Here is a 23,373-nt window from a genome sequence, read left to right on the forward strand (position 1 = left end):
AAGCCGGGCTAAGTACCAGGTTTGACCGCGGCGTGCAGGGCGACGATGCCGCCGCTGAGGTTGCGCCACCGCACCTGTGACCACCCGTTGTCCTCGATCCGCTGAGCCAACGCGGGCTGGTCGGGCCAGGCCCGGATCGACTCGGCGAGGTAGACGTACGCGTCCGGGTTCGACGACACCGTGCGGGCCATCCTCGGCAGCGCCTGCATCAGATACTCCTTGTACAGCGTCGCGAACGGCCCGTATGTCGGAGTGGAGAACTCGCACACCACCAGTCGCCCGCCCGGCCGCGTCACCCGCGCCATCTCGCGGAGCCCCGCGGCGTGGTCGACGACGTTGCGCAGCCCGAAGCTTATGGTGACCGCGTCGAACACACCGTCGTCGAACGGCAGCCGGGTCGCGTCGCCCGCCACCTTGGGGACATCGCGGCGCGCACCGGCGCCCAGCATGCCGACCGAGAAGTCCGCCGCCACACACCACGCGCCGGACGCCGCGAGCTCGACGGTCGAGACGGCCGTGCCCGCGGCCAGGTCGAGCACCTTGTCACCGGGGCCGATCTGCAAGGCCGCGCGGGTGGCCCGGCGCCAGAACCGGTCCTGCCCCAGCGAGAGCACCGTGTTGGTCAGGTCGTAGCGGCGGGCGACGCCGTCGAACATCGACGCCACCTCGTGCGGATTCTTCTCCAACGACGCCCGGCTCACGATGCCGACGCTACCTGTGCGTCCGTGGAGGCCGGGAATGATGGCGCCGCGACGGCGCTTATACGGCGACATGAGTGCAAAAGTCTGGTTCATCACCGGCACGTCGCGCGGCTTCGGGCGCGAGTGGACGATCGCCGCCCTCGACCGCGGCGACCGCGTGGCCGCCACCGCCCGCGACACCTCGACGCTCGACGACCTGGTCGGGAAGTACGGCGACGCCCTGCTGCCGATCCGCCTCGACGTCACCGACCGCGACGCCGACTTCGCGGCCGTCAAGCAGGCCCACGACCACTTCGGGCGGCTCGACATCGTGGTCAACAACGCCGGCTACGGCCAGTTCGGCTTCGTCGAGGAACTGTCCGAGCAGGAAGCGCGCGACCAAATCGAAACGAACGTCTTCGGCGCACTGTGGGTCACCCAGGCGGCGCTCCCCTATCTGCGGGCCCAACGCAGCGGCCACATCCTCCAGGTGTCGTCGATCGGCGGGATCACGGCGTTCCAGAACGTCGGCATCTACCACGCGTCGAAGTGGGCGCTGGAGGGGTTCTCGCAGGCGCTGGCGCAGGAGGTCGAGTCGTTCGGCATCCACGTCACCCTCATCGAACCGGGCGGCTTCGACACCGATTGGGCCGGTTCGTCGGCCAAGCGCGCGACCCCGCTGCTCGCCTACGAGGAGGCGCACGCCCAAGCCGACGCCGCCCGCAGCAAGCGCACGGCGAAGTCCGGCGACCCGAAGGCGTCGGCCGCCGCGGTGCTCAAGATCGTCGACGCCGAGAAGCCGCCACTGCGGGTGTTCTTCGGCGAGCTGCCGCTGCAACTGGCCAGGGCCGACTACGAGAGCCGCCTCGCGACGTGGGAGGAGTGGCAGCCCGTCGCCGTCGAAGCCGGCGGCTAGAGTCCCGCGGTACTAGGCGGTCAGGCGGCTTTCAACCGGCGCAGGCCCTGCACCGCTTCGTAGTGCCCGAGCAGCTCGTCGCAGATGGCGGGCCAGGTGCGGCCCAGCACACTGCGGCGGGCGGCCACCGAGTAGCGCTGCCGCTCGGCGATCAGGTGGCCGACCGAGTCGGCGAGCTTGGCCTCGAACTCGGCGACGGGCAGCAGCAAGCCGGTGCGGTAGGGCGCGACGAGGTCGCGCGGACCGCCCGCATCGGGCGCGACGACCGGCAGGCCCGAGGCCATCGCCTCCTGCACCGCCTGGCAGAACGTCTCGTGCTCACCGGGGTGGACGAACACGTCCATGCTGGCGTAGGCGGTCGCCAGCTCCTGGCCGTACAGCGCCCCGGTGAACAACGCCGACGGCAGCACCGCCTGCAATTTCGCGCGGTCGACGCCGTCGCCGACGACGACGAGCTGCAGATCGTCGCGGGCGGCCAGTACGGCCAGGCGCTCGACGTGCTTCTCAGGCGCCAGCCGGCCGACGAAGCCGACGACCGGCCTGCCGTCCGGCGACCACCGCTGCCGCAGCGCGTTGTCGCGGGCCGACGGCGCGAAGCCGGTGATGTCGACGCCGCGGGCCCAGCGGTGTACCCGCGGGATCCGGTGCGCGGCGAGATTCTCCATCGCCGAGGTCGACGGCGCCAGCGTGCGGTCGGCCTTGCTGTGCAGCCTGCGGGTCCACGCCCAGGACGCCCGCGACAGCACGCCGACACCGTAGCTCTCGGCGAAGCCGGCGACGTCGGTCTGGAACACCGCGACCGTCGGCACCCCGAGATAGCGGGCCGCGTGCACGCCGCCCCACCCGAGCAGCGCCGGCGACGCCAGGTGCACCACGTCGGGATCGAAGCCGCGCAGCACCTGGACGATCCGGGGCCGCGGCATGCCGAGCGGCAGTGAGTTGATCTTCGGGAACATCCGCGACGGCACCCGGTGTACCCGGACGCCGTCGTGCACCCGGTCGGCGGGCGGTTCGCCGCGCGGGGTGTCGGGGGCGATGATGAGCACCTCGTGTCCGGTGCGGCGGAGGTGCTCGACCACCCGAAGCACGGAGTTGGTGACACCGTTGATGTTCGGCAGAAAGGACTCGGCGACGATAGCAACGCGCACGTCGTGATCGTTTCAGCGTGCGCTTTCCCGCAGGTTGCGTGCAGGCATACGCGACACGAAAACCCGGGATCGCCCGAAGTCGAGTGCGCGGTACCGTCGCCTCCATGACCGCGAGCAGGAAAATGGTGGCGCTCGGGCTGGCGGTGCTGCTGCTGTTCACCGCCGGCTGCAGCCGCGACATCGCCGGCGCCGCCAAGCGTGATCCCGTCGAGCCGGGGACCGCCGTCACCGAGGACGGCTACGGCATCGTGATCGGCTTTCCCGAGGCGCCGGTGCGCATCGAGGTGTTCACCGAGCCGCAGTGCCCGCACTGCGCGGACCTGCAGGCCGACTTCGGCGCCGACTTCGAGCGGTACGTCGACATGGGCCAGCTGGCGGTGACCTACCGTCCGGTGACGTTCTTCGACCAGGACGGCAACGACCACAGCGCCCGGGTGAGCAATGCGATGTTCCTGGCCGCCGGCCCCGGCACGTCGGCCCCCGACTTCCAGAACTTCGTCGAACAGCTTTGGGCGCAACAGGATTCACCGGAGGCGCCGTCGAACGCCGCCCTGGCGAAGCTCGCGACCGACAGCGGCATCGGCGGCGAGCGGGCCGGCGAGATCTCCGCTGGCAGCGAGGCCGTCGACACCGCGGAGATGACCGCGCTGAACACCGAATTCCTCTGGGAGATCGACCCGCTCGACGCGGGCACACCCACGGTGTACGACCTCGTCAACGACGAGAAGCTCGACATCTACGACGACAACTGGCTGGCGAAGCTGCTGTCCTCGGTGTGAGCATCACGGCCGAAGCGCGACCCGGATGCAGTTGTCCTGCTTGTTCTTGAACATGTCGTAGGCCCGCACGCCCTCTTCCAGCGGCAGGTCGTGGGTGATCAGCTTCGCTGGGTCGAGGTCGCCCTGCTCGACGTAGTCGAACAGCCGCTTCATGTATCGCTGCCCGTGCTGCTGAGATGTCCGCAGCGTCAGCCCCTTGTTGGTCAGCACACCCATCGGGAACTTGTCGGTGAGCCCGTAGACGCCGAGCACCGAGACGACGCCGCCCTTGCGGCAGGCCAGGATCGCCTGACGCAGCGCGCTCGCCCGGTCGGTCTCCATCCGCAGCAGCTGCTTGGCGCGGTCGTAGACCTGCTGCACACCGGTGCTGTGGCCCTCCATGCCCACCGCGTCGATGCACGCGTCGGGTCCACGGCCGCCGGTCATCTCACGCAGCATCTCCTGCACGCTGTCGACGGAGCTGTAGTCGATCGTCTCGAGACCGAAGCCGTCGCGCGCCAGCGCCAGTCGTTCGGGATAGCGGTCGATCACGATCGCTCGCTCGGCGCCAAGCAGCAGGGCACTGCGGGCCGCCATCAGCCCGACGCCGCCCGCACCCCACACCGCGACGGTGTCGCCGCCGGAGACGTCGCAGAAGTCGGCGCCCATGAACCCGGTCGGGACCGCGTCGGAGAGGAACAACGCCTGCTCGTCGGTGACGTCGCCGGGAATCGGGAAACAGTTGGTGTCACCGAACGGCACCCGGATGTACTGGGCGTGCGATCCGGCGTAGCCGCCGAATTCGTGGGTGTAGCCGTAGATTCCACCGGACGGATAGCCAAGCACCGGTTGCTGCAGTTCGGCATTCGGATTGGTGGTGTCGCAGCAGGCGTACAGCTCGTGCTCGCAGTACCAGCACCGGTCGCATCCGATGAACGACGGCACCACCACCCGGTCGCCGACCTTGATCTTGGTCACCTCGCGACCGGTCTCGATGACCTCACCCATGAATTCGTGGCCGAACACGTCGCCTTCCCGCATCCCCGGCAGGTAGCCGTCGATGAAATGCAGGTCCGAGCCGCAGGTGGTGGTCAGCTTCACCGCGAGTATCACGTCGTGGGGGTTGAGCAGTTCCGGGTCGTCGACGGTCTCGACCGACAGGTTGTTGACACCGTTCCAGCACAGTGCACGCATGGTTGGCCTTTCGTCAGCGCGCGGAGTCGCGCGCGCTCGGATTGCATCGGATGGTCGGCACCTCACCGGTCTGCAGCAGCGCCCGCACCCGGTAGAGCACCTTGAACGCCAGTGCGCCGGTGAGCAGGCCGGGAGCCGGACTCTTCGCGTGCACGGTCACCTCGGTTCCCAGGCCGCGGGGCGCCTCGCGATAGGTGACGACGAGCTCGTTGCGGTCGTCCTCGGTGCCGACGAACCGGACACCGGCGATGTCCTCCTGCAGCCGCGATTCCCACGTCGTCTTCACCGGGCCGGCCTGCAGCCGCCACCGGTACCGGTCGGGGCCGGTGACCTCGACCTCGCCGACGTCGCCGAGCACCACCGAGAGCTCGTCGGGGTTGCGCCAGAACTGCTCGACGCGCTCCAGCGGAACGGCGATCGTCACCGACTGCGTGGCCGTTCGTTGCGGCAGCTGGTCGGCCAGCTTCCCGGCCACCTCGGCCGCCTGCTTCTTCGCGGTGTCCAGTGCACTCATCGCCCGTCCCCTTCCGATGCCGTCGACGGGTCGCGATACCCGCGAAGGGAGCGGCCAAACGGCGCGCGGGCAATACGATGACGCCCATGATGCGGTCGGCCGCCGTGGTGCTCGCGACGTGCGTGCTGGCGCTGTCCGCCGGCGTGGCCGCGCCGGCGCGGGCCTGCGGCTGCGGCGCCTACATCCCCGCGCAGGAGGGTCCGGCCGTGACCGACGAGCGCGCGCTGGTCGCCTGGGACGGCACCAGCGAGGACGTGCTGATGTCCTTCGACGTGCAAGGCAGTTCGGCGTCCGCGGCCTGGGTGATGCCGGTGCCGTCGGCGGCGCGGGTCACCCTCGGCGAGCCGGAGGTGTTCGACGAGATCGACCTGCTCACCGCGCCGCGCATCGAGTACCGCGACTCGTGGTGGCCCACGTTCGACTGGATGAAGGGCTTCGCGAGCGAGGCGCCCGACACCGCCGGCGCGCAGGCCCCGACCGGTGTCAGCGTGCTCGCCCGGCAGCGCATCGGACCGTTCGACGTGACCCGGCTGACCGCAGGCGATCCGGCCGCCCTGGCCGATTGGCTTGCGGGCCGGGGATTTCCGCACCCGCCAGGCCTGGATCGCAACCTTGCGCCCTATGTGCGGGACGGCTGGGAGATCGTGGCGGTGCAGCTGGTTCCTGGCGCCGCCGGCGAGTCGCTGACCGGTGACCTGCAGCCGCTGCGGCTGTCGTTCCGCTCCGACGAGGTGGTGTACCCGATGCGGTTGTCACAGTCGGCGACGACGCCGCAGACCGTCGACCTGACCGTGCTGGCCGATCACCGGATGGACCCGTCAGAGGTCCCCGTGGCCGGCGACGACCCGTCGCTCGCCTTCGCCGGCCGGATCGAGGCGCTGCCGCCCGCGCTCGCCGAATACGCGGGCGAGGCGGCGTTCCTCACCCGGTGGAAGAACACCATCGACGATCCGTCCGCGATCGACGGCGACTACGTGTTCGTCCAGGCGTCGGCCGACACCCCGTTCCAGGAGGTGATCTACCGGCACCGCGACCGGGGCGACATCACCGGGCTGGCGCTGGTCGCGCTCGTGGCCGTCAACGGGTTCGTCGCCGTCGTCGCGCTGACCGCGGGTGCGATCGTCCGCTCGAGGCGCCGCGGTCAGCCGACGCGCGGCTGATCCGCCACTTCGGGGCGGGCCTCGCCGGCCTGCTCCACGTGCAGCCGTTTCTGCAGGTATGCCAGCCCGAGCAGCGCCGCCCCGGCCGCCAGCCAGCCGACGACCGCGATCGAGCCGGCCGGGATGATGGACAGCGACGCGTCGCGGTCCTGCACCCGGACCAGGTCGGGGTTGTTCACGTCGTACTCGACATAGATCCGCATGCCCGCCTCCAGCTCCGACGGGTACAGCACACCGAGTTCGGGACGGTAGGTCACCCGGTCGGGTGTGACGAACTCGATGGTCGACCGGCGCGGGCCCGCGCTGAGGACGTTCGCCTCGGCGACACCCATGTGGCCTTCGATCTGCCGGTCGTTGCGCCACGCGCCGAGCACCATCAACGTCGACTGCAGCGTGACCAGGCAGGCGGCGATCACCACTCCGATGCGGACCCGCCGGATCACCCGCTCGGCGCGGGTCTCGGTGCCGTCGCCGTACAGGTGTGGAATCGCGATGCGCCACAACACTTTCAGCCGCTCGATCAGACGGTGCAGCGCTGGGGGCAGCGTCACAGGGCGGCCCTGATCGACGCGTGCAGCGCCCGCAACGACGACCGGTCGGCCTTCACCTCCAGCACCCGCATCCCGTCGTGCGGTTCGTCGAGCACCCCGGCCAGGTCGTCGACCTCGATCTGGCGGCTGTCCACGTGGTACGCCCGGCACAGCGCGCCGACGTCGACGTCGTGCGGGGTGCCGAAGACGCGCGCCGACACGTCGGAGAACCGCGGGTCGCCCTGCTCGAGGAGTTCGAAGATGCCGCCGCCGTTGTCGTTGGACACCACGATCGTCAGGTCCCGCGGCGTGGGCTCGGTGGGCCCGATGAGCAGGCCGGAACTGTCGTGCACGAACGTCAGGTCCCCGAGCAGGGCGATCGTCCGCGGCACCTCGTCGCCGCTTCCGGTCTGCTCGTGCGCCAGCGCGGCGCCGATGGCCGTCGACACCGTGCCGTCGATACCCGCCACCCCGCGGTTCGACCGCACCGTCACCCCGCGCGGGGTCAGCCCGACCAGCGCGGCGTCGCGCACCGGGTTCGACGCGCCGAGCACCAGCTGGTCGCCGGGCCGCAGCGCGTCGGTGACCGCGGCGGCCACATGCAGGCCGGTGGTCAGCGGGTGGGCCGCGAGCTGGTCGCGGACCGCGTCGACCGCGTGCCGGTGGGCGTCGGCGCACCGCCGCAGCCAGGCCGGGTCAGAGGCGCCGGAGATGACCGCCCGGGTGCCGGTGGCCTGCGAGTTGCCGGAGACGTCGGGCCAGCGCGGCCCGGTGGTCAGCGCGTACACCGGCACCGACGGGTCGGCCAGCAGGGCCGACACCGGCCGGTGCAGCGTCGGCCGGCCGAGCATGATCACCTGCTTGGGCCGCAGGAGCCGCAGGGCAAGCGGGTGCAGCGGGTTGGCCGCAGGCGGAGCAGTGGGTTCGGCTACCGTCGGCAGGCCGGCGAGGTTCTCCTGCACACCGGCGCCGTGGCCGGCGATGACGACGGTGTCGGGGGCGAGGTCGATGTCGACCGGCTGGTCGAACGACACCGGCGGCGTGTGTGTCCACGGCCTGCCGTCCGGGCGGCCGGGCGGGACCGGGCTTCCATCGTGGGCGTCGGGCACCAGCGGCTCGCGCAGCGGGATGTCGAACTGCACCGGACCGGCGTTGGCGCTGCGCGCGCCGGTGGCCGCCACCAGCACGCGGCACGTCGCTGACCGCCACTGGGCGTTGAGCGAGTCCATCCGTTCCGGGTTGTCCTCGGCGAGGCCGAGGCTGATCATCGCCCGCACCTGCGTGCCGAAGTAGCCGAGCTGCTCGAAGGTCTGGTTGGCGCCGGTGCCCAGCAGCTCGTAGGGCCGGTTGGCGCTCAGCACGATCAGCGGCACCCGGGCGTAGTTCGCCTCGACGACCGCGGGACCGAGGTTGGCGACCGCGGTGCCCGACGTCATCGCCACGCACACCGGCGCGCGCTCCGCGACGGCAAGGCCGATCGCCAGGAAGCCGGCGGTGCGTTCGTCGATCCGCACGTGCAGACGCAGCCGGCCCGCGCGGTCGGCGTCGTTCAGCGCGAAGGCCAGCGGCGCGTTGCGCGACCCCGGGCACAGCACGACGTCACGGACGCCGCCGCGAATCAGTTCGTCGACGACGACACGGGCCTGCGTCGTCGAGGGGTTCATCGCTACAGCTTATCGGCGAAGAAATCGAGCGCCGCTTTGTTGACGGCGTCGGGCTGCTCGAGGAAGCCGAGGTGGCCGGTGTCCGGAATCTCCAGGTAGCGGCCGTTGGGCAGCGCGTCGGCGACCTCGCGGCTGAGGTGGGCGGGCAGCAGGACGTCGTCGGCGAAGCCGATCACCAGCGTGCGCTGCCGGATCGCCCCGTAGGCCGGCAACCGGTTGGTGGTCGGGGAGGCGTTGAACTGGCTGCGCGTCCCGGGCGTCGACCTGTTCGGCCACATGGTGAACATCTCGAACCAGTCCTGCACCACCCGGTCGTTGTTCAGCGTCTTCGGGGAGAAGTTCTCGATCAGCCGGATCTTGGCGTCGTAGGCGGCGGGCAGCTCGATGCCCGAGGCCTCGAGATCCAGCTCGGCGCGGCGGAACAGCTCGCGGGCCTTGTCGTGGCGACCGCGGGTGGCCATCAGCACCGCGCTGTCGACCAGCTCCGGGCGCGCCAGCATCAGCTCCTGGGCGATGTAGGAGCCCATCGACACACCGACCAGGCGTACCGGCGCCAGGTCGAGCTTCTCGATCAGGGCCGCGGTGTCGGCGACCATCTGCTCGGTACCGAAGCCCTCGGCGTTCGAGGTCGCGCCGATGCCGCGGTTGTCAAAGGTGATGGTCCGGTAGCCGGCCCGGGCGAATGCCGGCACCTGGTGCAGATGCCAGGTCCGTCCGGCGCCGCCGTGACCGGCGATGAACAGCACCGGCTGTCCCTTGCCACGATCGTCGTAAGCCAGATTCACGCCGACGACGCTACCGCCTGGCGATCTGTGGAACATCAGCCGCGGTGTGCGCGGCCGAGACTCCACAACTCGCTAGGGGGCGGGGGTGAAGGCGATCACCGGGATGGTCCGGTCGCCCGCGAGCTGCTCGTAGCCGGCGTAGCTGGGGATGAACTCGCATGCCAGCCGCCACAGCCGGGCGCGCTCCTCACCGGTGACCTCCTCGGCGACGTAGTCGCCGGTGTGGCCGCCGGCCGACAGCGTCACCCGCGGGTTGGCCGTGATGTTGAAGTACCAGGCCGGGTGGCGGGAGCCGCCGTAATTCGATGCGATCACGATGACCCGGCCGCTGTCGGTGAAGTAGGTGAGCGGCGTGGTCCGCCGCTTGCCCGTCCTGGCGCCGGTGTGGATCAGCAGCACCTCGGGCGTCACCATCGCCGAGGACAGCCGCCCGTTGGACAGCCGGAGCAGCGGCCGGTCGATGCGGTGCGCGACGTGCTTGAGTGCCCAGCGCACGGGCTTGGGACTGGTCAGCCGCGCGCCGATACGCAGCATCGGCGAACCTGCCGTCGGATCGACTTCGGGGATACCCACCGGGGCATCGTAGGCGAGGAACGGCCGCACCGAACTACGCTTCGAGGCGTTGCGCCAAGGGCCGGAGGGGAAATGGTCACCACCGAGGAGAACGACGTCGCCGCGCTGCCGCTGGTGCCGGCGAATCCACTACCGCTCAAGCAGCGCCTCGACGAGGTGCGCAAGACCCACACGTGTCAGGTGACGTTCCGCGAGGCGGGCGGTCAGGTCACCCGGGTGACGCTCGGCCCGAAGTGGTTCGCGCCGCCGATCGTCTGGGTGATGTCGCCCGCCGGTGCGCGGGACGTGCTGAGCCGCAAGGACGGTGCGTGTGACCGGACGGCCGTGCACCACGAGATGCGAATGCTGATGGGCGACAACCTCGCCGATCTGCCCAACGAGCCGTGGCTGCCCCGCAAGCGCACGCTGCAGCCGCTGTTCACCAAGCAGTACGTGCGCCGCTTCGGCGACCACATGTCGCAGGCCGCCGCGATGGTGGCCGACGGCTGGCTCGCCGCCGCCGCGGGTTCCGGCGACGGGGCGGAGGTCGACCTGGACGCCGACAGCCGCCGGCTCACGATGCGGGCGCTGGGCCGCTCTGTGCTCGGCATCGACCTCGACGAGCGTTCCTATGCGTTGGCCGAGCCCCTCAACATCGCGCTGTCGCACATCGCCGACCGCGGGATGCGCCCGATCAATCCGCCACGCTGGCTGCCGCTTCCGTCGCGGCGGCGCGCCGTCGCCGCCTACAGCTCGATGCACCGCCTCGCGGAGGACATCCTCGCGGCGTGCCGCGCCGACCCGGACATCGACGCACCGCTGGTGCACGCGCTGATCGGCGCGACCGACCCGGAGACCGGGAAGACGCTGTCCGACGACGACATCTGCAACGACCTGATCGCGTTCATCGTCGCGGGCCACGACACCACGGCCACCACCATCGCCTACGCGCTGTGGGCGCTGGGCCACCACCGCGACATCGCCGACCGGGTGGCCGCCGAGGCCGCCGCGCTCGGTGACCGCACCCTGACCGCCGACGACGTCGGCCGGCTGCCCTACACCACACAGGTGGTGCACGAGGCGCTGCGGCTGTGCCCGCCGGTGTCGGTGGCCGGCCGGACGGCCATGCGCGACATCGAGGTCGCGGGCTGCCGGGTCGAGGCGGGCAGCATGGTGCTGGTGGGCATCTACGGCATGCAGCGCGACCCGGATCTGTGGGACGACCCGCTGCGATTCGACCCGGAGCGGTTCAGCGCGCAGAACTTCGGGCGCCTCGACCGCTGGCAGTACATCCCGTTCGGCGGCGGGACGCGCACCTGCATCGGCGACCACTTCGCGATGCTCGAACTGGTCCTCGCGGTCGCGACGGTGCTGCGGGACGTCGAGATCACCTCCACCGGAGACGATTTCCCGCTCGCCGTGCCGTTCACCACCGTGGCCGACGGCCCGATCCCTGCGCGGGTGCGCGCGCGGCGGTGATTTCGGCGCGGTTTCGTTCGCTCCGCGGCGGTCAGCGCGCCGAAGTCGCCGACTTGGAGCGGCGGGACCGGACTGCGGCCAGCGCGCGGTCCCACAGCAGCATCGTCGACTGGCCGAGCTGGCGGTGGGTGAACACGGTGTCCTTGGCCAGTTCCGCCGCCGCGGCGGCCTTGGTCGACGCCGACGCTTTGGACATGTGACCGCTGTCGAACGGCGGCTGGGGGTCGTACTCGATGATCAGCTGGGTGACCTTGGCGTGCGCCTCTCCGGCGATCTCACCGGCCAGCCACATCGCCAAGTCGATGCCCGCCGAGACACCGGCCGCGGTGACCACCTTGCCCTCGCGGACGACGCGCTCGTCGGAGACGGGGATCACCCCGAAGGTCTTGAGCATCGGCACGATCATCCAGTGCGAGGTCGCCCGAAGGCCCTCCAGCACACCGGCTGCCGCAAGGATGAGCGAACCCGAGCACACCGACGTGGTCCAGGCCGTCGTCTCGTGCGCGCGGCGGATCCAGTCCAGCAGCTTCTCGTCGCGGGCGTGCTCCACCGACGTCATGCCACCGGGCACCAGCAGGATGTCGGGCGACGGTGTCTCGTCGAACGAGTGGGTGGCGCCCACGACGAGCACGCCGCTGTCGGCGGTGATCGGTCCGGGCTCGTGCCACACGAAGCGCACCTCGGCGTCGGGCAGGCTGCGCAAGACCTCGTAGGGTCCGATGAAGTCCAGTGCGGTGAAACCGGGATAGACGACGATCGCGATCTGCGGCATGGTGATTCCTTCTCTTCTCAGGCGAATGTTCTGCGGTAGTGGTCGGGCGAGACGCCGAGGCGCCGGACGAAGTTGCGGCGCATGGTCTCCGCGGTGCCGAACCCACAGCGGGCGGCGATGGCGGTGACGGTGTCGTCGGTCTCCTCGAGTTGACGGCGGGCCGCGTCGGTTCGGATCCGCTCGACATAGGTGCTTGGCGGCACGCCGACCTCGTCGGTGAAGACCCGGGTGAAGTGCCTAGGACTCATGGCCGCCCGCCGCGCCATGTCCGCGATGCGATGCGCGGCACCGGGTTCGGCGTCGATGGCGTCCTGCACCTCGCGGATGGGCGTCCGCCTCGCCCGCGGCATCCACACCGGCGCGGCGAACTGTGTCTGCCCGCCGGGCCTGCGTAGGTAGAGCACCAGCCAGCGGGCCACCGTCTGCGCGATGTCGGTGCCGTAGTCGTCCTCGACCAGCGACAGCGCCAGGTCGATCCCCGCCGTCACCCCCGCGGCCGTCCACACGCGCTCGGAGCTGCGCACGAAGATCGGCTCCGGATCCACGGCGACAGCGGGGTATTCGCGTGCCAGCTGTGCCGCGAACGCCCAATGCGTGGTGGCCGGGCAGCCGTCGAGCAGTCCCGCCTCCGCGGCGATGAACGCGCCCGTGCAGACGCTGACGACGCGGCGTGCGTGTTCGGCCGAGGCGCGGACCCAGGCGACGGCGGCGCTGCCTTGCTTCAGCGACGTCGTCCCCCACCCGCCGGGCAGCACCACGGTGTCGACAGGGTGGCGCGCGTCGGGCAGCGGTTGCGCGGCGAAGGCCAGGCCGGTGCCCGTCGTCACCGGTTCACCATCCACCGAGACGACCACGACGTCGTAGCCGTCCTCGTCCCGCCCTTCGGCGGCCAGTGCCAGCGTCGCGCCGGTGAACACCTCGAACGGTCCCACCAGGTCGAGCGCCTGCACGCCCGTGAACCCGAGGAGCACCACCGACCGCCGCATGCTCCTCAGTGTCGAGCACCCGGCGCGTGGCGTCTACGCCATGCATCCCACACTTCAGGACACGGCGGTGTGCCCGTACCCGGCTTGGATCCGGCTCGGCTCGACGCGCTCCGGCAGCGCCCACGGTTGCAGGGCGGCGACCGGACGGCCGTGGTGCTCGATCGTGATGGTCTCGCCCGCCGCGACCCGGCCGAGTAGGCGACCGGCGCAGGCGCGCAGGTCTGCCAACGAGACCTTGTTGCCGTGCACGTGCTGCGAGTGGTCGACCTTGCGCAGTCGGGCGACGGGCTTGCCCCGCCGGAGCACCTCGAACACCTCGCCGGACTCGGCGCGATCGAGGTAGCAACGGGTGTCGCTGCGCAACTGGCCGATGCCGATCGTCGTCACCGAGATGTGCATGGTGATTCCGCCCTAGTGCGGCCGCCGCCGCCGAACCAATATCGCTCAGAACTTCTTGCTGACAACAGATGTCCAGTCCACCCGACCATGCACCGAACTCTACAGGTGAATGATCGTTCCGGATGGATCAGCGGCGACTGGCGGCGGAACCGAGCAGGGTGGTGAGCACCAGTTCCCGCACCACCGCCTGGGACGACTCGGACTCGACATACTGCACGAGGCGGCCGAGATCCACCACCAGGGCGAACGCCGCGTGGACCGCGAATCGCGCCTCACCCTCGGCGAGGTCGGGCCGTGCGGCGGTCAGCTGGCGGACCCAGGCCTCCACGGTGGCGCGCTGCATGTTGTGCAGCGCCACCCGGTCGGACGCAGGCACGTTCACCCGCTCCGCGTAGTAGACGTAGGCCACCTCGGGACTGGCGAACGACCGGCGCACGTAGGCGTCCACCAGACCGCCGACCGCGTCGTGACAGTCGACCGCCGCGGCGAGGACGGCGGACACGTCGCCGGAGACCCGGTCGGCCGCGCGGCGGTAGGCCGCGGCCAGGATCGCGCTCTTGCCGGTGAAGAACCGGTAGATGGCCGACGTCGCCAGTCCCGTCGCCTCGGCGATGTCGTCCATGCCGGTGTCGCGGTAGCCGCGGTCGTTGAAGAGCAGCATCGCCGCGTGCAGGATCTGCTCGTATTCGCCTGCGGCGGCGCCCACCGTCCTTGCCGGCGCCGCCGCGGGTACCGGTGCCTCGGCGGGCAGTTCCGCGTCGCGCACCGCGCGGGTGATCGCGGCCAGCGTCGCGCGCACCCGTTCGTTCGGCAGTCGCGCGCGATGGTCGGTGATGCTGCCGATGACGCTGAGCACCGCGGAGGACAGTACCCAGCGCTGACGTGAGTCCAGTTCCGGTCGCAGCGACGAAAGTGGTTGCTGCAGGCGGCGGTTCACCAGCTTGATCTGGCTGTTGAGCGTCAGTTGGTCGTGCGGTTCGAGGTAGCGGCCCTCCCAGCGGTACAGGCCGCCGCTGGTCCGGTTCTTCAGCGTGGTGTCCACCAGGGCCTCCACCGCGCGGTCCCATGTGCGCTCCGGCGGCCCGGTGGTGTCGGAGTCGATGAACGCGGTGCACTCGTCGAGTTGCTCGCCGAGGCCCAGGACCGCCGCGCGGAACAGGTCGTACTTGCGGGAGTAGTGCCGGTAGAGCGAGGCCGCGGTGACGCCGACGCGGCCGGCGATGTCCTCCATGCTGACGCCGTGGTAGCCGAGTTCACTGAAGGCCTCCGCCGACACACCGGCGATCTGCTGCTTCCGGTCCTTGGGTCGCTTGCGGCGGTCCGCGCGGACTCCGGCGGCGGGAGGCATGAAAGCACCCTATCCGCCGGTCGCCGCCGGCAGAACAGTCATCAGGTTAGTGCTGCGCGAATCACACCTCACCGGTGCTGATCCCACACGGCGACGACGAACGAGCGTTAACATCATCCCGGTCCTCGACATGTTGCGTCGGTTTCTCGCCCTCGAGGTGAGCATCGGCAGGCTGATCGAGGTGGCCGTCTGGGCCGCGTTGCCGTACCTGCTCGTCGGGGCGGTGAGGCGTCAGCGGGTGAGCGGTAGGCATTCGGTGATCCGGCGGATCCACCAGTCCCGCCGCTCGGGCGACGCGGCCAGCGCCGCCAGCCGCGCGGACTCGGGATCGACGGGACGGGCAGGCAGCCGGCCGTCGACCGGGATCAGTGCTTCGGCCACGTCTTCGACGAACAGGCCGCCGGTTCCCAGCCCGCAGGCGTGTGTGAGCGTCGGCAACGCCGCGGCGGCCAGCAGACCGCGGGAGATGCCGACCGCGGAGTCCAGGGCGCTCGACACCACGACCGGTATCCCGAGTTGCCCGGCGATGTCGAGCATCCGGCGCACGCCGCCCAGCGGGGCGACCTTGACGACGGCGATGTCCGCGGCGTCGGCGCGCACCACCCTCAGCGGGTCGTCGGCCTTACGGATGCTCTCGTCGGCCGCGACCGCGACGTCGATACGGCGCCGTAGCTCGGCGAGTTCGGGCACTGTGGCACAGGGCTGTTCGAGGTACTCCAGCAATCCGTCTGCGGTGAGGGCCGCCGCGGCGGCCACCGCTTCGTCCACGGTCCATCCGCCGTTGGCGTCGACGCGCACCGTGGGCACCGACGCCCGCACCGCGTTCACCCGCGCCACGTCGTCGGCCAGAACCTGGCCTGGCTCGGCCACTTTCACCTTCGCGGTGCGCGCACCCGGGAACCGGGCGAGCACCTCGGGCACCTGCGCCGCATCGACCGCGGGCACCGTCGCGTTGATCGGGATGGACGACCGCCGCAGCGCCGGCCGGTCGCCGTAGGCGGCCTCGAGCGCCGCGGACAGCCAGGCGGCAGCCTCCGGCGGCTCGTATTCCGGGAAGGCGCCGAACTCACCCCACCCCGCGGGGCCGTCGATCAGCGCCACCTCCCGCACCGTGATGCCGCGGAACCGCACTCGCATCGGCAGCGCGACGACGTGCAGGCGGTCGAGGACGTCAGCCAGGTCGGGCACGTTCCCATAGTGCCCTCAAGGCCACCGTGCCGGCTCAGGCACCGCCGTATTCGGGACGCAGGATCGGCGCCAGTGCGGCGAGCGGGATGTGGGCCTGCACCGTGCCCCCGTCCATCGCCCACTGCGGCAGGCCGGGCGAGAAGTTCAGCGGAGTGTCGTGGGCGACCGGGTAATCGGGCATGTAGAGGATCAGTTCACTGCCGCTCAGCGCCCACGCCTTGTATCCGCCCGAGTAGACCTTGTCGGGCGTCCAGCGGTCGGCCACGAACGGGTACGTGCCGGCTTGATGTGGTGGCGGGGCGACCGCGAGTGCCTGTTCGACGAACGGTTGCGCCAGTGGCGGAATCGCGGTGAGCGGGTCGACGCCCGGCCGCACCAGATCCGTCAGCTGCAGTCGCCGGCCGCCTGCCGTGTCGAAGGTGAAGGTCCGGTAGGCGTTGTTGAAGTCGGGCCCGTCGGCGTGATACGTCTCGCGGAACACCGCCGACACCGTGTCGCCGCGGCGCAGGATCTGGTAGTTGCCCTCGCCGAAGCTGTCGGCCGCCATGTGCTCGCCGACCCGCCGCCAGTTGTCCACCAGGGTGGTCAGATAGTCGCGTATCACGGGGCCCGCGAGGGGGTCGGCGACCAGTTCCTCCGGGATGGCGACCTTGATGTCGCGGACCGCCTTGCGTTCGGAGAGCACCGAGGTCTGGCAGTACTGTCCGGTCCACGCGCCGCCGAGTTCGCCGCAGAACGAAGCGGCCGACGCCGCGGCGCCCGGCGCCGTCAAGACCGCGGTCGCCGCGACGGCCGCCCCGATGAGTGCGCCGAGTCTCACGGCCGTCAGGGGAGTTCGACTTTGCTTGTGCGCCATGCGCCGTCGACATGCTCCATCGTCATCTTGATGCGGCTCCGGTCGATGCGCGGGTCGGGCATGCTGGTGTTCGTCACCGACTGGTCGACGAAGAGCAGCACCACCACCCGGTCCTTCGACTGTGACTGGACGGCCGACTCCAGGACGACGCCGTGCGCAGTGGCCTTGTTGTCGATGAGCAGTTGGCGCAGCTGCATGCTCGACTGCGAGTACATGTCCTTGAACTCACCGGTGGCGCCGCCGAGCACCTGGTCGAAGTTCTCGTCCACCTTGTTCGCGTCGATGCTGGTGAGCACCTGCGCGTACGCCACGGCGGCCTCGCGGGCCTGCTCACCCGCCCGGGTCGTCGCCCGGTCCTGCCACACGGTCCAGCCGAGGTATCCGCAGCCGGCCAGCGACGCGACGACGACCGCCGCGGCCGCGCCGGCGAGCAGCTTCTTGCGCCAACGCCGTTCGGGTGCCTCGGAGGCTTCGTCGACCGCGCCCTCGTCGGCGGTGGTGTCCTCGTCGGCTTCGGTATCGGATTCACCGTCGGTCGTCACGGTCACGTCGACCTCCTTCTCGTCGGGTTCAACGGGGCGGCTCTATGGGCAGCACGGGACCGCCGTACGGGGTGGGAATCGTGAAGCGGCCCTTGGGTGTCGGGTCGGTGGTCCTGCCGAGGTCGGCGCCCGGTGGCGGGCCCGCGGTGTCGTCGCCGGCCGGGCGCGGCGCGTTCTTGGCGCCCCGCACGAGGACGCCGGGATGGTCGTCGCGGCAGTAGGTGTACATGAACGGCTCGGGATAGTCGGCCGCCGACGGTGGCCGGCGCGGCGTGCCGTAGTCGCAGGCGTAGCGCGGGTAGGCGTCGCCGGTGGCCCAGATGCCGTTGTCGTGCATCACGCTGCCGAGTGCGTCGAGCACCGATCCGCGATGCGCGGGGAACAGCGCGTTGAGCGCGGGCACCCGCAGATACAGCAGCTGCGACGTGGTGGTCAGGTTGCCCAGCAGCTGCACCATGGTGTCGGAGTTGTCGGCGAACAGGTTGTCGACGCTGGCCAGCGCGGGCGGCGCCTGTTCGGTGAGCCGCCGGTAGCCCTCCCGCATCCGGTCGATGCCTGCGAGCGTGCTGGCGAGGTTCTGGTTCGCGACGGCGATTCCGGCGTTCTTGTCGGCCGCCAGCGTCAGCACCACCCGGCTGCTGCGCAGCATGCTGGTGGTCTCGGGCAGCACCGAGTCGAGCGTCGACAGCAGGAACGTGCCGCCGTCGATGATGTCGGTGAGCTTGCGCGGGCCCTCGTCGCTCAGGCTCAGCTCACGGCGGATCAGCTCGAGCTTGCCCGGATCGACCTGTGCCAGCATGCCGTCGGCATCGGCGAGCAGTTGAGCGAGCGGGACCGGAACGGTGGCGTGGCCGATGACACCGCCGTCGCGCAGGTACGGGCCGCTGTCGCTGTCGGCGGCGAAGTCGATGTACTGCTCCCCCGCCGGCGACAGTCCGGACACCCGCACATCGCTCGACGAGGGGATGTCCACCGTCGACTTCACCGCCACCACGGCATTGACTCCCGCCGGGGTGATGTCCAGTCGTTCCACCCGGCCGATCGGCACGCCGCGCAGGGTGACGTCCTGGTCGGGCAGCAGTCCGCCGGATTCCGGGAGTTCGATGGTGAGCCGGTAGGTCGAGGCGAGCGGGTCGATCCGCAACGCACCGATCAGCAGGTAGCCGCCGGCGATGACCAGGGTGAGAGTGAGCGCCGCGGCGGACAGCCATGCCCGGCGGCGGTGGCCGGCGCGGACCAGCCGCACGGCGCGGTCGGCGATCGCGCCGATCATCGCGGCGGCTCCGGTCCGGCGGGCGGCGGCGGTGGCGGTACTGTCACGATCTGGCCGGGTTCGGTCGGGCTGGGCATCACCGGGACCTGCGGCACCCCAGGGCCCTTGCCCACGATGCGCTCCTGCAGCCGCCACAGCGTGTATTGGAACGTCCCGACGAGCTGATGCCAGTTGTACCGCTTCGGGCCGTGCAGGCCGACGTCGCCCTCGAAGCCGATGTCCGGGATCGATCCCAGCACCAGCCGGTCGATGCTGACGCGGGTCGAGATCGCATTGCTAGACGTGGATTTCACCAGCGGCGGCATGAGCCGGTTCAGCGAGTGCAGGGTGGCGTCCGGTGTCAGCACAACGTCGTTCCACGCCCTGGCGATGGTGTTGGCGTCGCCGATGACGCTGCGCCCGCTGGTGTCGGTGCCGGCGATCGACGGGAACTTCCTGAGCTGCTCTGTGGTGTCACCGACCTGTGCCACCAGGTCGGCCACCTGGGTGGTGTGTGCGGCGAGCGTTTCGGTCGCCGGCCCCGCCGCCGCCATCACGTCGGTGATCGTCTGGTTCTTCGCGTCGAGCTGGTCGGCCAGCGCCGACAGATCGGTCATCGCGGTGGAGAGCTGGTCGGATCGTGAATTGAGCTTGGCGAGAACGCCGTTGGTCCGGTTGATCAGGTCGCCGAACGCCTGGCCCTGGTCGCCGGTGGCCTTGCCGAGGCCGTTGATGATGTTGGTGAAGTTCCGCACCGCGCCGCCGTTGACGAGTATCGCGGCCGAACTCAGCACCGATTCGACGGTGGCGGCCGCCGTGGTGGCGTCGAGGCCGATGGTGTCCCCGTTCTTCAGCAGCGGCACGCCGGCGCCTGTCCCGCCGGGCGGCTTCACCGCGACGAACACGTCGCCCAGCGGTGTGGCGGACCGCAGTTCGGCGGTGCTGCCGACCGGCAGCCGCACGCCGTCCATGATGCGCAGGGTGGCCACGGCGGTGTAGTTGCGCGCGACCATCGACTCGAGCTGTCCGACGTCGGCGCCGGCCAGCTTGACCTTGGCGTTGGCCGGCAGGTTGAGCGCGTTGGTGAACACCGCCGTCAGCGTCCAGCCGCCGGAGGTCACACCCGGCGCGGGCAGCGGCAGGCTGGCCAGCCCTTCGGTCGCGCACGCCGAGGTGCTCAGGCACAGCGTCAGCGCCAGCGACGCCACGAACCCGCGACGGCCGGCGGTCACTTCTGTCCCATCGCGGCCAGGCCGTCGAGGACGTAGGTCAGCCCGAAGTCGGGTCCGAAGTCCTGCAGTGTTCCTGTGCTGCAGCCGAGTTGTCGCAGGCCCATCATGTTGCAGACCTCTTTGATCGCCGCGCTCTCGAACAACACCCGGTCGGTCATCACGCGGACGCGGACCGACCCGTTGACCTGGTCGACGGTGTTGTAGAGGTTGTCCAGCGTCATCGGCGCCACGTCGAGGAACTCGGCGAGGTCACGCTGGTGTTCGACGGCGGTGGTCACGGTCGTGTCGCCGTTGCGCACGATCTGCTTGATCGCGTCCCGGTGGGTGTCGAGCACCTCGCCGGCCTGTTTCAGCACCTCGTTGAGCTGACGGCCGGTGGTGCCGGTGCCGAGGTTCTCGTCGGCGAGGATCTGGCTGAGCTGACCGATGGTGCTGCCGAAGTCGCGCAGGGTCGCGTCGTTGCGTGCGGCGGCGTCGAGGAGCGAGCTGACGTTGCGCACGATGGTGGTGAGCTGGTCGCGCGTCTGTTCGCCGCCGCTGGCGCTGAGCCGCAACGCCTTCGACAGTTCGTCGAGCGCGGTCTTCATGTCCTGGCCGTTGCCGTCGGCGATCGCGGCACTGGCGTTCACCACGTCGGCCACCGGGCCGCCGCCGCGGCCGTCGCCGCGCAGCGAGGTGGACAGCTTGTCGAGGACGTCGAGCACCCGCGCGAATTCCACCGGCGTCTTCGTCCGGTTCAGACCGATGGTGTCGTGGTCCTGCAGGGTGGGGCCGTCGCGGTAGGGCGGGGTGAGCTCGATCTGGCGGTCGGTGAGGATCGAGTTGGACACGGTGACGGCCATCGCGTCCGCGGGCACCTTGACGTCGCCGTCCACGGTGAAGCGCACCTCGACGTAGCCACCCTTGGGGGTGATCTCGGTGACCTTGCCCACCGGCATCCCGAGCACCGCGATCGAGTTGCCGACGTACACCCCTGCCGCGCTGTCGAACTGGGCGGTCACGGTGATCGCGTCGCTGCGGTCCTTCAGGTAGGTGACGCCGACCGCGGCGACGATCAGTGCCAGCACCAGGCCGGTGACGGCGACGCTGAGCAGTTTGGCCCTGCGGCTCATTTGCAGTCCTTGAAGTATTCGATCATGCCGAACTGCTTGGCCCGGCCGCTGATCGCGCACATCCACGAGTCGACGACGAGGCCGTTGGCGGCGTTCAGGTCGACCGCGTTGCCGGTTCCGGTGGCGTTGGCCAGGCCCCTCAGCGCGACCGGGCCCGCCTGCAGCGTGCTGCGCAGCAGATCGTCGTGCTGGCCGAGCATGTCGGAGAGCGCCCGCACGTTGCGCAGCAGGTTCTCCAGCTCGGGCCGGTCGTCGATGACGATGCCGCTGAGCGTCTCGACGAGGTTGGTGAGCGCCTGCATCATGGCGTGGAAGCTGGCACGCCGGAGCACGAACTCGCCGATCAGCTCCTGGCCCTGGCGGACCATGTTGGCGATGTTGGCGTGCTGCCGCTCCAGTGTGCTGCTGACGGTCTGGGTGGTCTTCAGCAGCGACCCCAGCTGGTCGCGACGTTCGGCGACGATCGAGGACAGGGTGTGGATGTTCTGCACGGCCTGCGGTACCACCGGCGGCAGGGTGTGCAATTCGGCGCCGAGCACGCTGAGCGATTCGGCGAACTGGTCGGAGTCGACCTGTTCGTAGGTGGTGGTGACGTCGGCCAGCGCCTCCTGCAGGTCGTAGGGCACCTCGGTGTGCCGGAGGTCGATGGTGCGGTCGGGCAGTTCACCCGGCCCGGCGGGTTGCAGTGCCAGATAACGGGATCCGAGGATTGTCGTGATCTTGATGATGGCCTTGGTGTCCTCCCCCAGCACCACGTTGTCGCGCACCCGCAGGCGTGCCTCGACCCGGTCGCCGACCAGCTCCATGTCGGTCACCTCGCCAACCTGGATACCGGCGATGGTGATCGGGTTACCCGGCTGCAGCGCGGCGGCCTGCAGGAACTGCGCGGTGTAGGTGCGGTAGCCGGCGCCGGACAGTTTCACCAGCAGCATCGCCCCGACCAGCACCGCGATCACCGCGATCGCGATGGCCCCCAGCCACGGCTTGCTGTAGTCCTCCAGCGCTCGGCGCCTGCGTGTCTCAGCCATCGGCCATGTTCCTGCACCTCGGGGTGTGCCACGCCCGGTTACCCGGGGTGGCCGCGTTGACGATGATCGGCACCACGTCGTTGAGCCCCGGGAAGAATCCGGTGGCGTTCAGGTCGCACGCATACGCGTTCGCGAAGGCGCCCTCGTTGGTGATGCGGCCGAATCCCTTGAGCAGCAACGGCAGGTTGGCCCCGGTGAACGCGAGTTGCGGTTCGATGCCGACCATGTGCTGCGCGAAGCCCGGTTCGCGAAGGACGAGTTCGTTGAGCGCCGGGTACACCTCGTCGGTGACAGTCGAGAGCTGCTGCGTCACACGCGAGATCGATCCCACGGAGTCCACGAGTTCGGGCCTGCGGTCCTCGAAGGTGGTGATCGCCCGTTGCGTTTGCGCCAGCACCTGGTCGAGGTTGGCGTTCTGAGCCGCCAGGGTCCCGAACACCCGGTCCAGGCTGTCGATGACGTTGCCGAGCACCTGATCCCGGCCGGCGAAGGCGTCTGTGAGTTGTGAGGTCTGGTCGACGAGTGTGGTGATGGCGGACTCGTCGCCCTGCAGCGACTGCAGGACGCCCTTGGTGAGGTTGTCCGCGTCGCGCGGGTTGAGCACGCTGAACAGCGGCTCGTAACCGTTGAGCAGTGTGCCGACGTCGAAGGACGGATCGGTGCGCTCGACGGGGATGACACTGCCCGGCGGCAGTGCACCGGGCTCGCCGAGGGTGCCTAGTGTCAGCCCGAGATAGCGCTGGCCGACGATGTTCTGGTACGTCACCGAGGCGACGGTGGTGCCGAGCACCTGCTGTTCGGTCTGCACGACGAACGACACCTTGGCCCGGTCGCCCTGCAGTTCGATGTTCTCGACGCGGCCGACCCGCACTCCGGCCATCCGGACGTCGTCGCCCACCCGGAGGCCGTACACGTCGGAGAACATCGCCGCGTACGGCGCGGTGGTGCCGGCGACGTCGCGCCGCAGCGTGACGTACACCAGCAAGGTCAGGGTGACGGCCACGACCATGAACAGTGACAGCCCCACCAGTGCGCCGCGGTACTTCATCCGGGGCTCCCTTCCGGTGCGAGCGAGACGGTGGTGCCGCGGGCCATCGGCCCGAGCAGCAGTTGGGTGGCGGGCGTGGCGGGCCGGCCGGTGATCAGGCTCAGTTGCTCGCGTTCCTGGGTGCTGCCAATGGGCCCGACATTGCCGCCGAACGACGCCGGGGCCGCCTCGGCCGGCAGCGGCGGCGGGCCCGGCGGTTCCGGCCAGATCGGGGCGCGCGGTGCGACCGG

General features: G+C 70.3%; 24 protein-coding genes and 1 pseudogene. 4 read left to right on the plus strand and 21 right to left on the minus strand.

From position 1 onward, the window contains the following. Window positions 1–8: 8 nt before the first annotated feature. Window positions 9–701, minus strand: coding sequence for a demethylmenaquinone methyltransferase (locus H7I41_RS28755; RefSeq protein ID WP_264016062.1), 693 nt, complete (start codon window positions 699–701; stop codon window positions 9–11). A 70-nt stretch (window positions 702–771) separates the two neighbouring features. On the opposite strand from H7I41_RS28755, the gene H7I41_RS28760 reads away from it, so the two are divergent. Next, complete coding sequence (locus H7I41_RS28760) at window positions 772–1,596, plus strand: SDR family oxidoreductase (RefSeq protein ID WP_264016063.1); 825 nt, start codon at window positions 772–774, stop codon at window positions 1,594–1,596. A 20-nt stretch (window positions 1,597–1,616) separates the two neighbouring features. Here the strand turns inward: H7I41_RS28760 and H7I41_RS28765 are convergent, their stop codons facing one another. Then, entirely contained in the window at window positions 1,617–2,744 is a 1,128-nt protein-coding gene (locus H7I41_RS28765) for a glycosyltransferase family 4 protein (protein WP_264016064.1), read from the minus strand. 104 nt (window positions 2,745–2,848) lie between these two features. On the opposite strand from H7I41_RS28765, the gene H7I41_RS28770 reads away from it, so the two are divergent. After that, the gene (locus tag H7I41_RS28770; RefSeq protein ID WP_264016065.1) at window positions 2,849–3,523 is read left to right on the plus strand and encodes a DsbA family protein; all 675 of its coding nucleotides are present in this window, start codon (window positions 2,849–2,851) and stop codon (window positions 3,521–3,523) included. A gap of 3 nt (window positions 3,524–3,526) precedes the next feature. Here the strand turns inward: H7I41_RS28770 and H7I41_RS28775 are convergent, their stop codons facing one another. Continuing rightward, window positions 3,527–4,696, minus strand: a complete 1,170-nt coding sequence (locus H7I41_RS28775; RefSeq protein WP_264016066.1) for a zinc-dependent alcohol dehydrogenase — start codon at window positions 4,694–4,696, stop codon at window positions 3,527–3,529. Between the two features lie 13 nt (window positions 4,697–4,709). Continuing rightward, window positions 4,710–5,210 (minus strand): SRPBCC family protein, encoded by a 501-nt coding sequence (locus H7I41_RS28780; RefSeq protein ID WP_264016067.1) that lies wholly within the window; start codon window positions 5,208–5,210, stop codon window positions 4,710–4,712. An 86-nt stretch (window positions 5,211–5,296) separates the two neighbouring features. Between H7I41_RS28780 and H7I41_RS28785 the strand changes: the two genes are divergently transcribed. Beyond that, window positions 5,297–6,370: a DUF2330 domain-containing protein gene (locus H7I41_RS28785; RefSeq protein ID WP_264016068.1), complete on the plus strand. Its 1,074-nt coding sequence runs from the start codon at window positions 5,297–5,299 to the stop codon at window positions 6,368–6,370. Here the strand turns inward: H7I41_RS28785 and H7I41_RS28790 are convergent. The 4 genes from H7I41_RS28790 to H7I41_RS28805 all read right to left on the minus strand — a co-directional run bounded on the left by H7I41_RS28790 (window position 6,352) and on the right by H7I41_RS28805 (window position 9,922). Next, window positions 6,352–6,921 (minus strand): DUF3592 domain-containing protein, encoded by a 570-nt coding sequence (locus H7I41_RS28790; protein WP_264016069.1) that lies wholly within the window; start codon window positions 6,919–6,921, stop codon window positions 6,352–6,354. The genes H7I41_RS28785 and H7I41_RS28790 overlap by 19 nt on opposite strands. Beyond that, window positions 6,918–8,564 (minus strand): 2-succinyl-5-enolpyruvyl-6-hydroxy-3-cyclohexene-1-carboxylic-acid synthase, encoded by a 1,647-nt coding sequence (menD, locus tag H7I41_RS28795; RefSeq protein WP_264016070.1) that lies wholly within the window; start codon window positions 8,562–8,564, stop codon window positions 6,918–6,920. The genes H7I41_RS28790 and menD overlap by 4 nt, the downstream gene beginning before the upstream one ends. 2 nt (window positions 8,565–8,566) lie before the next feature. Then, window positions 8,567–9,349, minus strand: coding sequence for an alpha/beta fold hydrolase (locus tag H7I41_RS28800; protein ID WP_264016071.1), 783 nt, complete (start codon window positions 9,347–9,349; stop codon window positions 8,567–8,569). A 72-nt stretch (window positions 9,350–9,421) separates the two neighbouring features. Then, window positions 9,422–9,922: a nitroreductase family deazaflavin-dependent oxidoreductase gene (locus H7I41_RS28805; RefSeq protein ID WP_264016072.1), complete on the minus strand. Its 501-nt coding sequence runs from the start codon at window positions 9,920–9,922 to the stop codon at window positions 9,422–9,424. Window positions 9,923–9,994: 72 nt separating this feature from the next. On the opposite strand from H7I41_RS28805, the gene H7I41_RS28810 reads away from it, so the two are divergent. Then, window positions 9,995–11,380, plus strand: coding sequence for a cytochrome P450 (locus H7I41_RS28810; protein WP_264016073.1), 1,386 nt, complete (start codon window positions 9,995–9,997; stop codon window positions 11,378–11,380). A 31-nt stretch (window positions 11,381–11,411) separates the two neighbouring features. On the opposite strand, the gene H7I41_RS28815 is transcribed toward H7I41_RS28810, so the two are convergent. The 13 genes and pseudogenes from H7I41_RS28815 to H7I41_RS28875 form a co-directional block, all read right to left on the minus strand. Then, window positions 11,412–12,152, minus strand: a complete 741-nt coding sequence (locus H7I41_RS28815) for a DJ-1/PfpI family protein (RefSeq protein ID WP_264016074.1) — start codon at window positions 12,150–12,152, stop codon at window positions 11,412–11,414. A gap of 17 nt (window positions 12,153–12,169) precedes the next feature. Then, window positions 12,170–13,138 carry a GlxA family transcriptional regulator gene (locus tag H7I41_RS28820; RefSeq protein WP_264016075.1) on the minus strand — a complete coding sequence of 323 codons (969 nt, stop codon included), beginning with the start codon at window positions 13,136–13,138 and terminating at the stop codon, window positions 12,170–12,172. 54 nt (window positions 13,139–13,192) lie between these two features. After that, window positions 13,193–13,537 (minus strand): type II toxin-antitoxin system Phd/YefM family antitoxin, encoded by a 345-nt coding sequence (locus H7I41_RS28825; protein ID WP_264016076.1) that lies wholly within the window; start codon window positions 13,535–13,537, stop codon window positions 13,193–13,195. A 127-nt stretch (window positions 13,538–13,664) separates the two neighbouring features. After that, window positions 13,665–14,885, minus strand: coding sequence for a TetR/AcrR family transcriptional regulator (locus H7I41_RS28830; protein ID WP_264016077.1), 1,221 nt, complete (start codon window positions 14,883–14,885; stop codon window positions 13,665–13,667). Between the two features lie 231 nt (window positions 14,886–15,116). Next, on the minus strand, window positions 15,117–16,073 hold the full coding sequence (locus H7I41_RS28835; RefSeq protein ID WP_264016078.1) for an o-succinylbenzoate synthase: 957 nt from the start codon (window positions 16,071–16,073) through the stop codon (window positions 15,117–15,119). A gap of 34 nt (window positions 16,074–16,107) precedes the next feature. Further along, complete coding sequence (locus H7I41_RS28840; protein ID WP_264016079.1) at window positions 16,108–16,929, minus strand: mannan-binding lectin; 822 nt, start codon at window positions 16,927–16,929, stop codon at window positions 16,108–16,110. After that, complete coding sequence (locus tag H7I41_RS28845) at window positions 16,899–17,477, minus strand: Rv1363c family protein (RefSeq protein ID WP_264016080.1); 579 nt, start codon at window positions 17,475–17,477, stop codon at window positions 16,899–16,901. Before H7I41_RS28845 ends, H7I41_RS28840 begins: the two co-directional genes overlap by 31 nt. A gap of 22 nt (window positions 17,478–17,499) precedes the next feature. Beyond that, entirely contained in the window at window positions 17,500–18,744 is a 1,245-nt protein-coding gene (locus tag H7I41_RS28850; RefSeq protein WP_264016081.1) for an MlaD family protein, read from the minus strand. Then, entirely contained in the window at window positions 18,741–19,955 is a 1,215-nt protein-coding gene (locus H7I41_RS28855) for an MlaD family protein (RefSeq protein ID WP_264016082.1), read from the minus strand. Before H7I41_RS28855 ends, H7I41_RS28850 begins: the two co-directional genes overlap by 4 nt. Further along, a complete protein-coding gene (locus tag H7I41_RS28860; protein ID WP_264016083.1) occupies window positions 19,952–21,067 on the minus strand; it encodes an MlaD family protein in 1,116 nt (371 codons plus the stop codon). Before H7I41_RS28860 ends, H7I41_RS28855 begins: the two co-directional genes overlap by 4 nt. Next, window positions 21,064–22,095, minus strand: coding sequence for an MlaD family protein (locus tag H7I41_RS28865; RefSeq protein WP_264016084.1), 1,032 nt, complete (start codon window positions 22,093–22,095; stop codon window positions 21,064–21,066). The genes H7I41_RS28860 and H7I41_RS28865 overlap by 4 nt, the downstream gene beginning before the upstream one ends. Then, a complete protein-coding gene (locus H7I41_RS28870; protein WP_264016085.1) occupies window positions 22,088–23,143 on the minus strand; it encodes an MCE family protein in 1,056 nt (351 codons plus the stop codon). Before H7I41_RS28870 ends, H7I41_RS28865 begins: the two co-directional genes overlap by 8 nt. Continuing rightward, window positions 23,140–23,373, minus strand: a pseudogene (locus tag H7I41_RS28875) (mammalian cell entry protein); the annotation flags it as partial. The pseudogene H7I41_RS28875 and the gene H7I41_RS28870, both read right to left, overlap by 4 nt.

It is taken from the genome of [Mycobacterium] manitobense (assembly GCF_025821665.1).
Lineage (GTDB): Bacteria > Actinomycetota > Actinomycetes > Mycobacteriales > Mycobacteriaceae > Mycobacterium > Mycobacterium arseniciresistens.

Coding starts and splice junctions, on each gene's coding strand:
- H7I41_RS28760 (WP_264016063.1), top strand. CDS start 772: ATGAGTGCAAAAGTCTGGTTCATCACCGGCACGTCGCGCGGCTTCGGG.
- H7I41_RS28770 (WP_264016065.1), top strand. CDS start 2,849: ATGACCGCGAGCAGGAAAATGGTGGCGCTCGGGCTGGCGGTGCTGCTG.
- H7I41_RS28775 (WP_264016066.1), bottom strand. CDS start 4,696: ATGCGTGCACTGTGCTGGAACGGTGTCAACAACCTGTCGGTCGAGACC.
- H7I41_RS28780 (WP_264016067.1), bottom strand. CDS start 5,210: ATGAGTGCACTGGACACCGCGAAGAAGCAGGCGGCCGAGGTGGCCGGG.
- H7I41_RS28785 (WP_264016068.1), top strand. CDS start 5,297: ATGATGCGGTCGGCCGCCGTGGTGCTCGCGACGTGCGTGCTGGCGCTG.
- menD (WP_264016070.1), bottom strand. CDS start 8,564: ATGAACCCCTCGACGACGCAGGCCCGTGTCGTCGTCGACGAACTGATT.
- H7I41_RS28810 (WP_264016073.1), top strand. CDS start 9,995: ATGGTCACCACCGAGGAGAACGACGTCGCCGCGCTGCCGCTGGTGCCG.
- H7I41_RS28815 (WP_264016074.1), bottom strand. CDS start 12,152: ATGCCGCAGATCGCGATCGTCGTCTATCCCGGTTTCACCGCACTGGAC.
- H7I41_RS28820 (WP_264016075.1), bottom strand. CDS start 13,138: ATGCGGCGGTCGGTGGTGCTCCTCGGGTTCACGGGCGTGCAGGCGCTC.
- H7I41_RS28825 (WP_264016076.1), bottom strand. CDS start 13,537: ATGCACATCTCGGTGACGACGATCGGCATCGGCCAGTTGCGCAGCGAC.
- H7I41_RS28830 (WP_264016077.1), bottom strand. CDS start 14,885: ATGCCTCCCGCCGCCGGAGTCCGCGCGGACCGCCGCAAGCGACCCAAG.
- H7I41_RS28840 (WP_264016079.1), bottom strand. CDS start 16,929: ATGGCGCACAAGCAAAGTCGAACTCCCCTGACGGCCGTGAGACTCGGC.
- H7I41_RS28850 (WP_264016081.1), bottom strand. CDS start 18,744: ATGATCGGCGCGATCGCCGACCGCGCCGTGCGGCTGGTCCGCGCCGGC.
- H7I41_RS28860 (WP_264016083.1), bottom strand. CDS start 21,067: ATGAGCCGCAGGGCCAAACTGCTCAGCGTCGCCGTCACCGGCCTGGTG.
- H7I41_RS28865 (WP_264016084.1), bottom strand. CDS start 22,095: ATGGCTGAGACACGCAGGCGCCGAGCGCTGGAGGACTACAGCAAGCCG.
- H7I41_RS28870 (WP_264016085.1), bottom strand. CDS start 23,143: ATGAAGTACCGCGGCGCACTGGTGGGGCTGTCACTGTTCATGGTCGTG.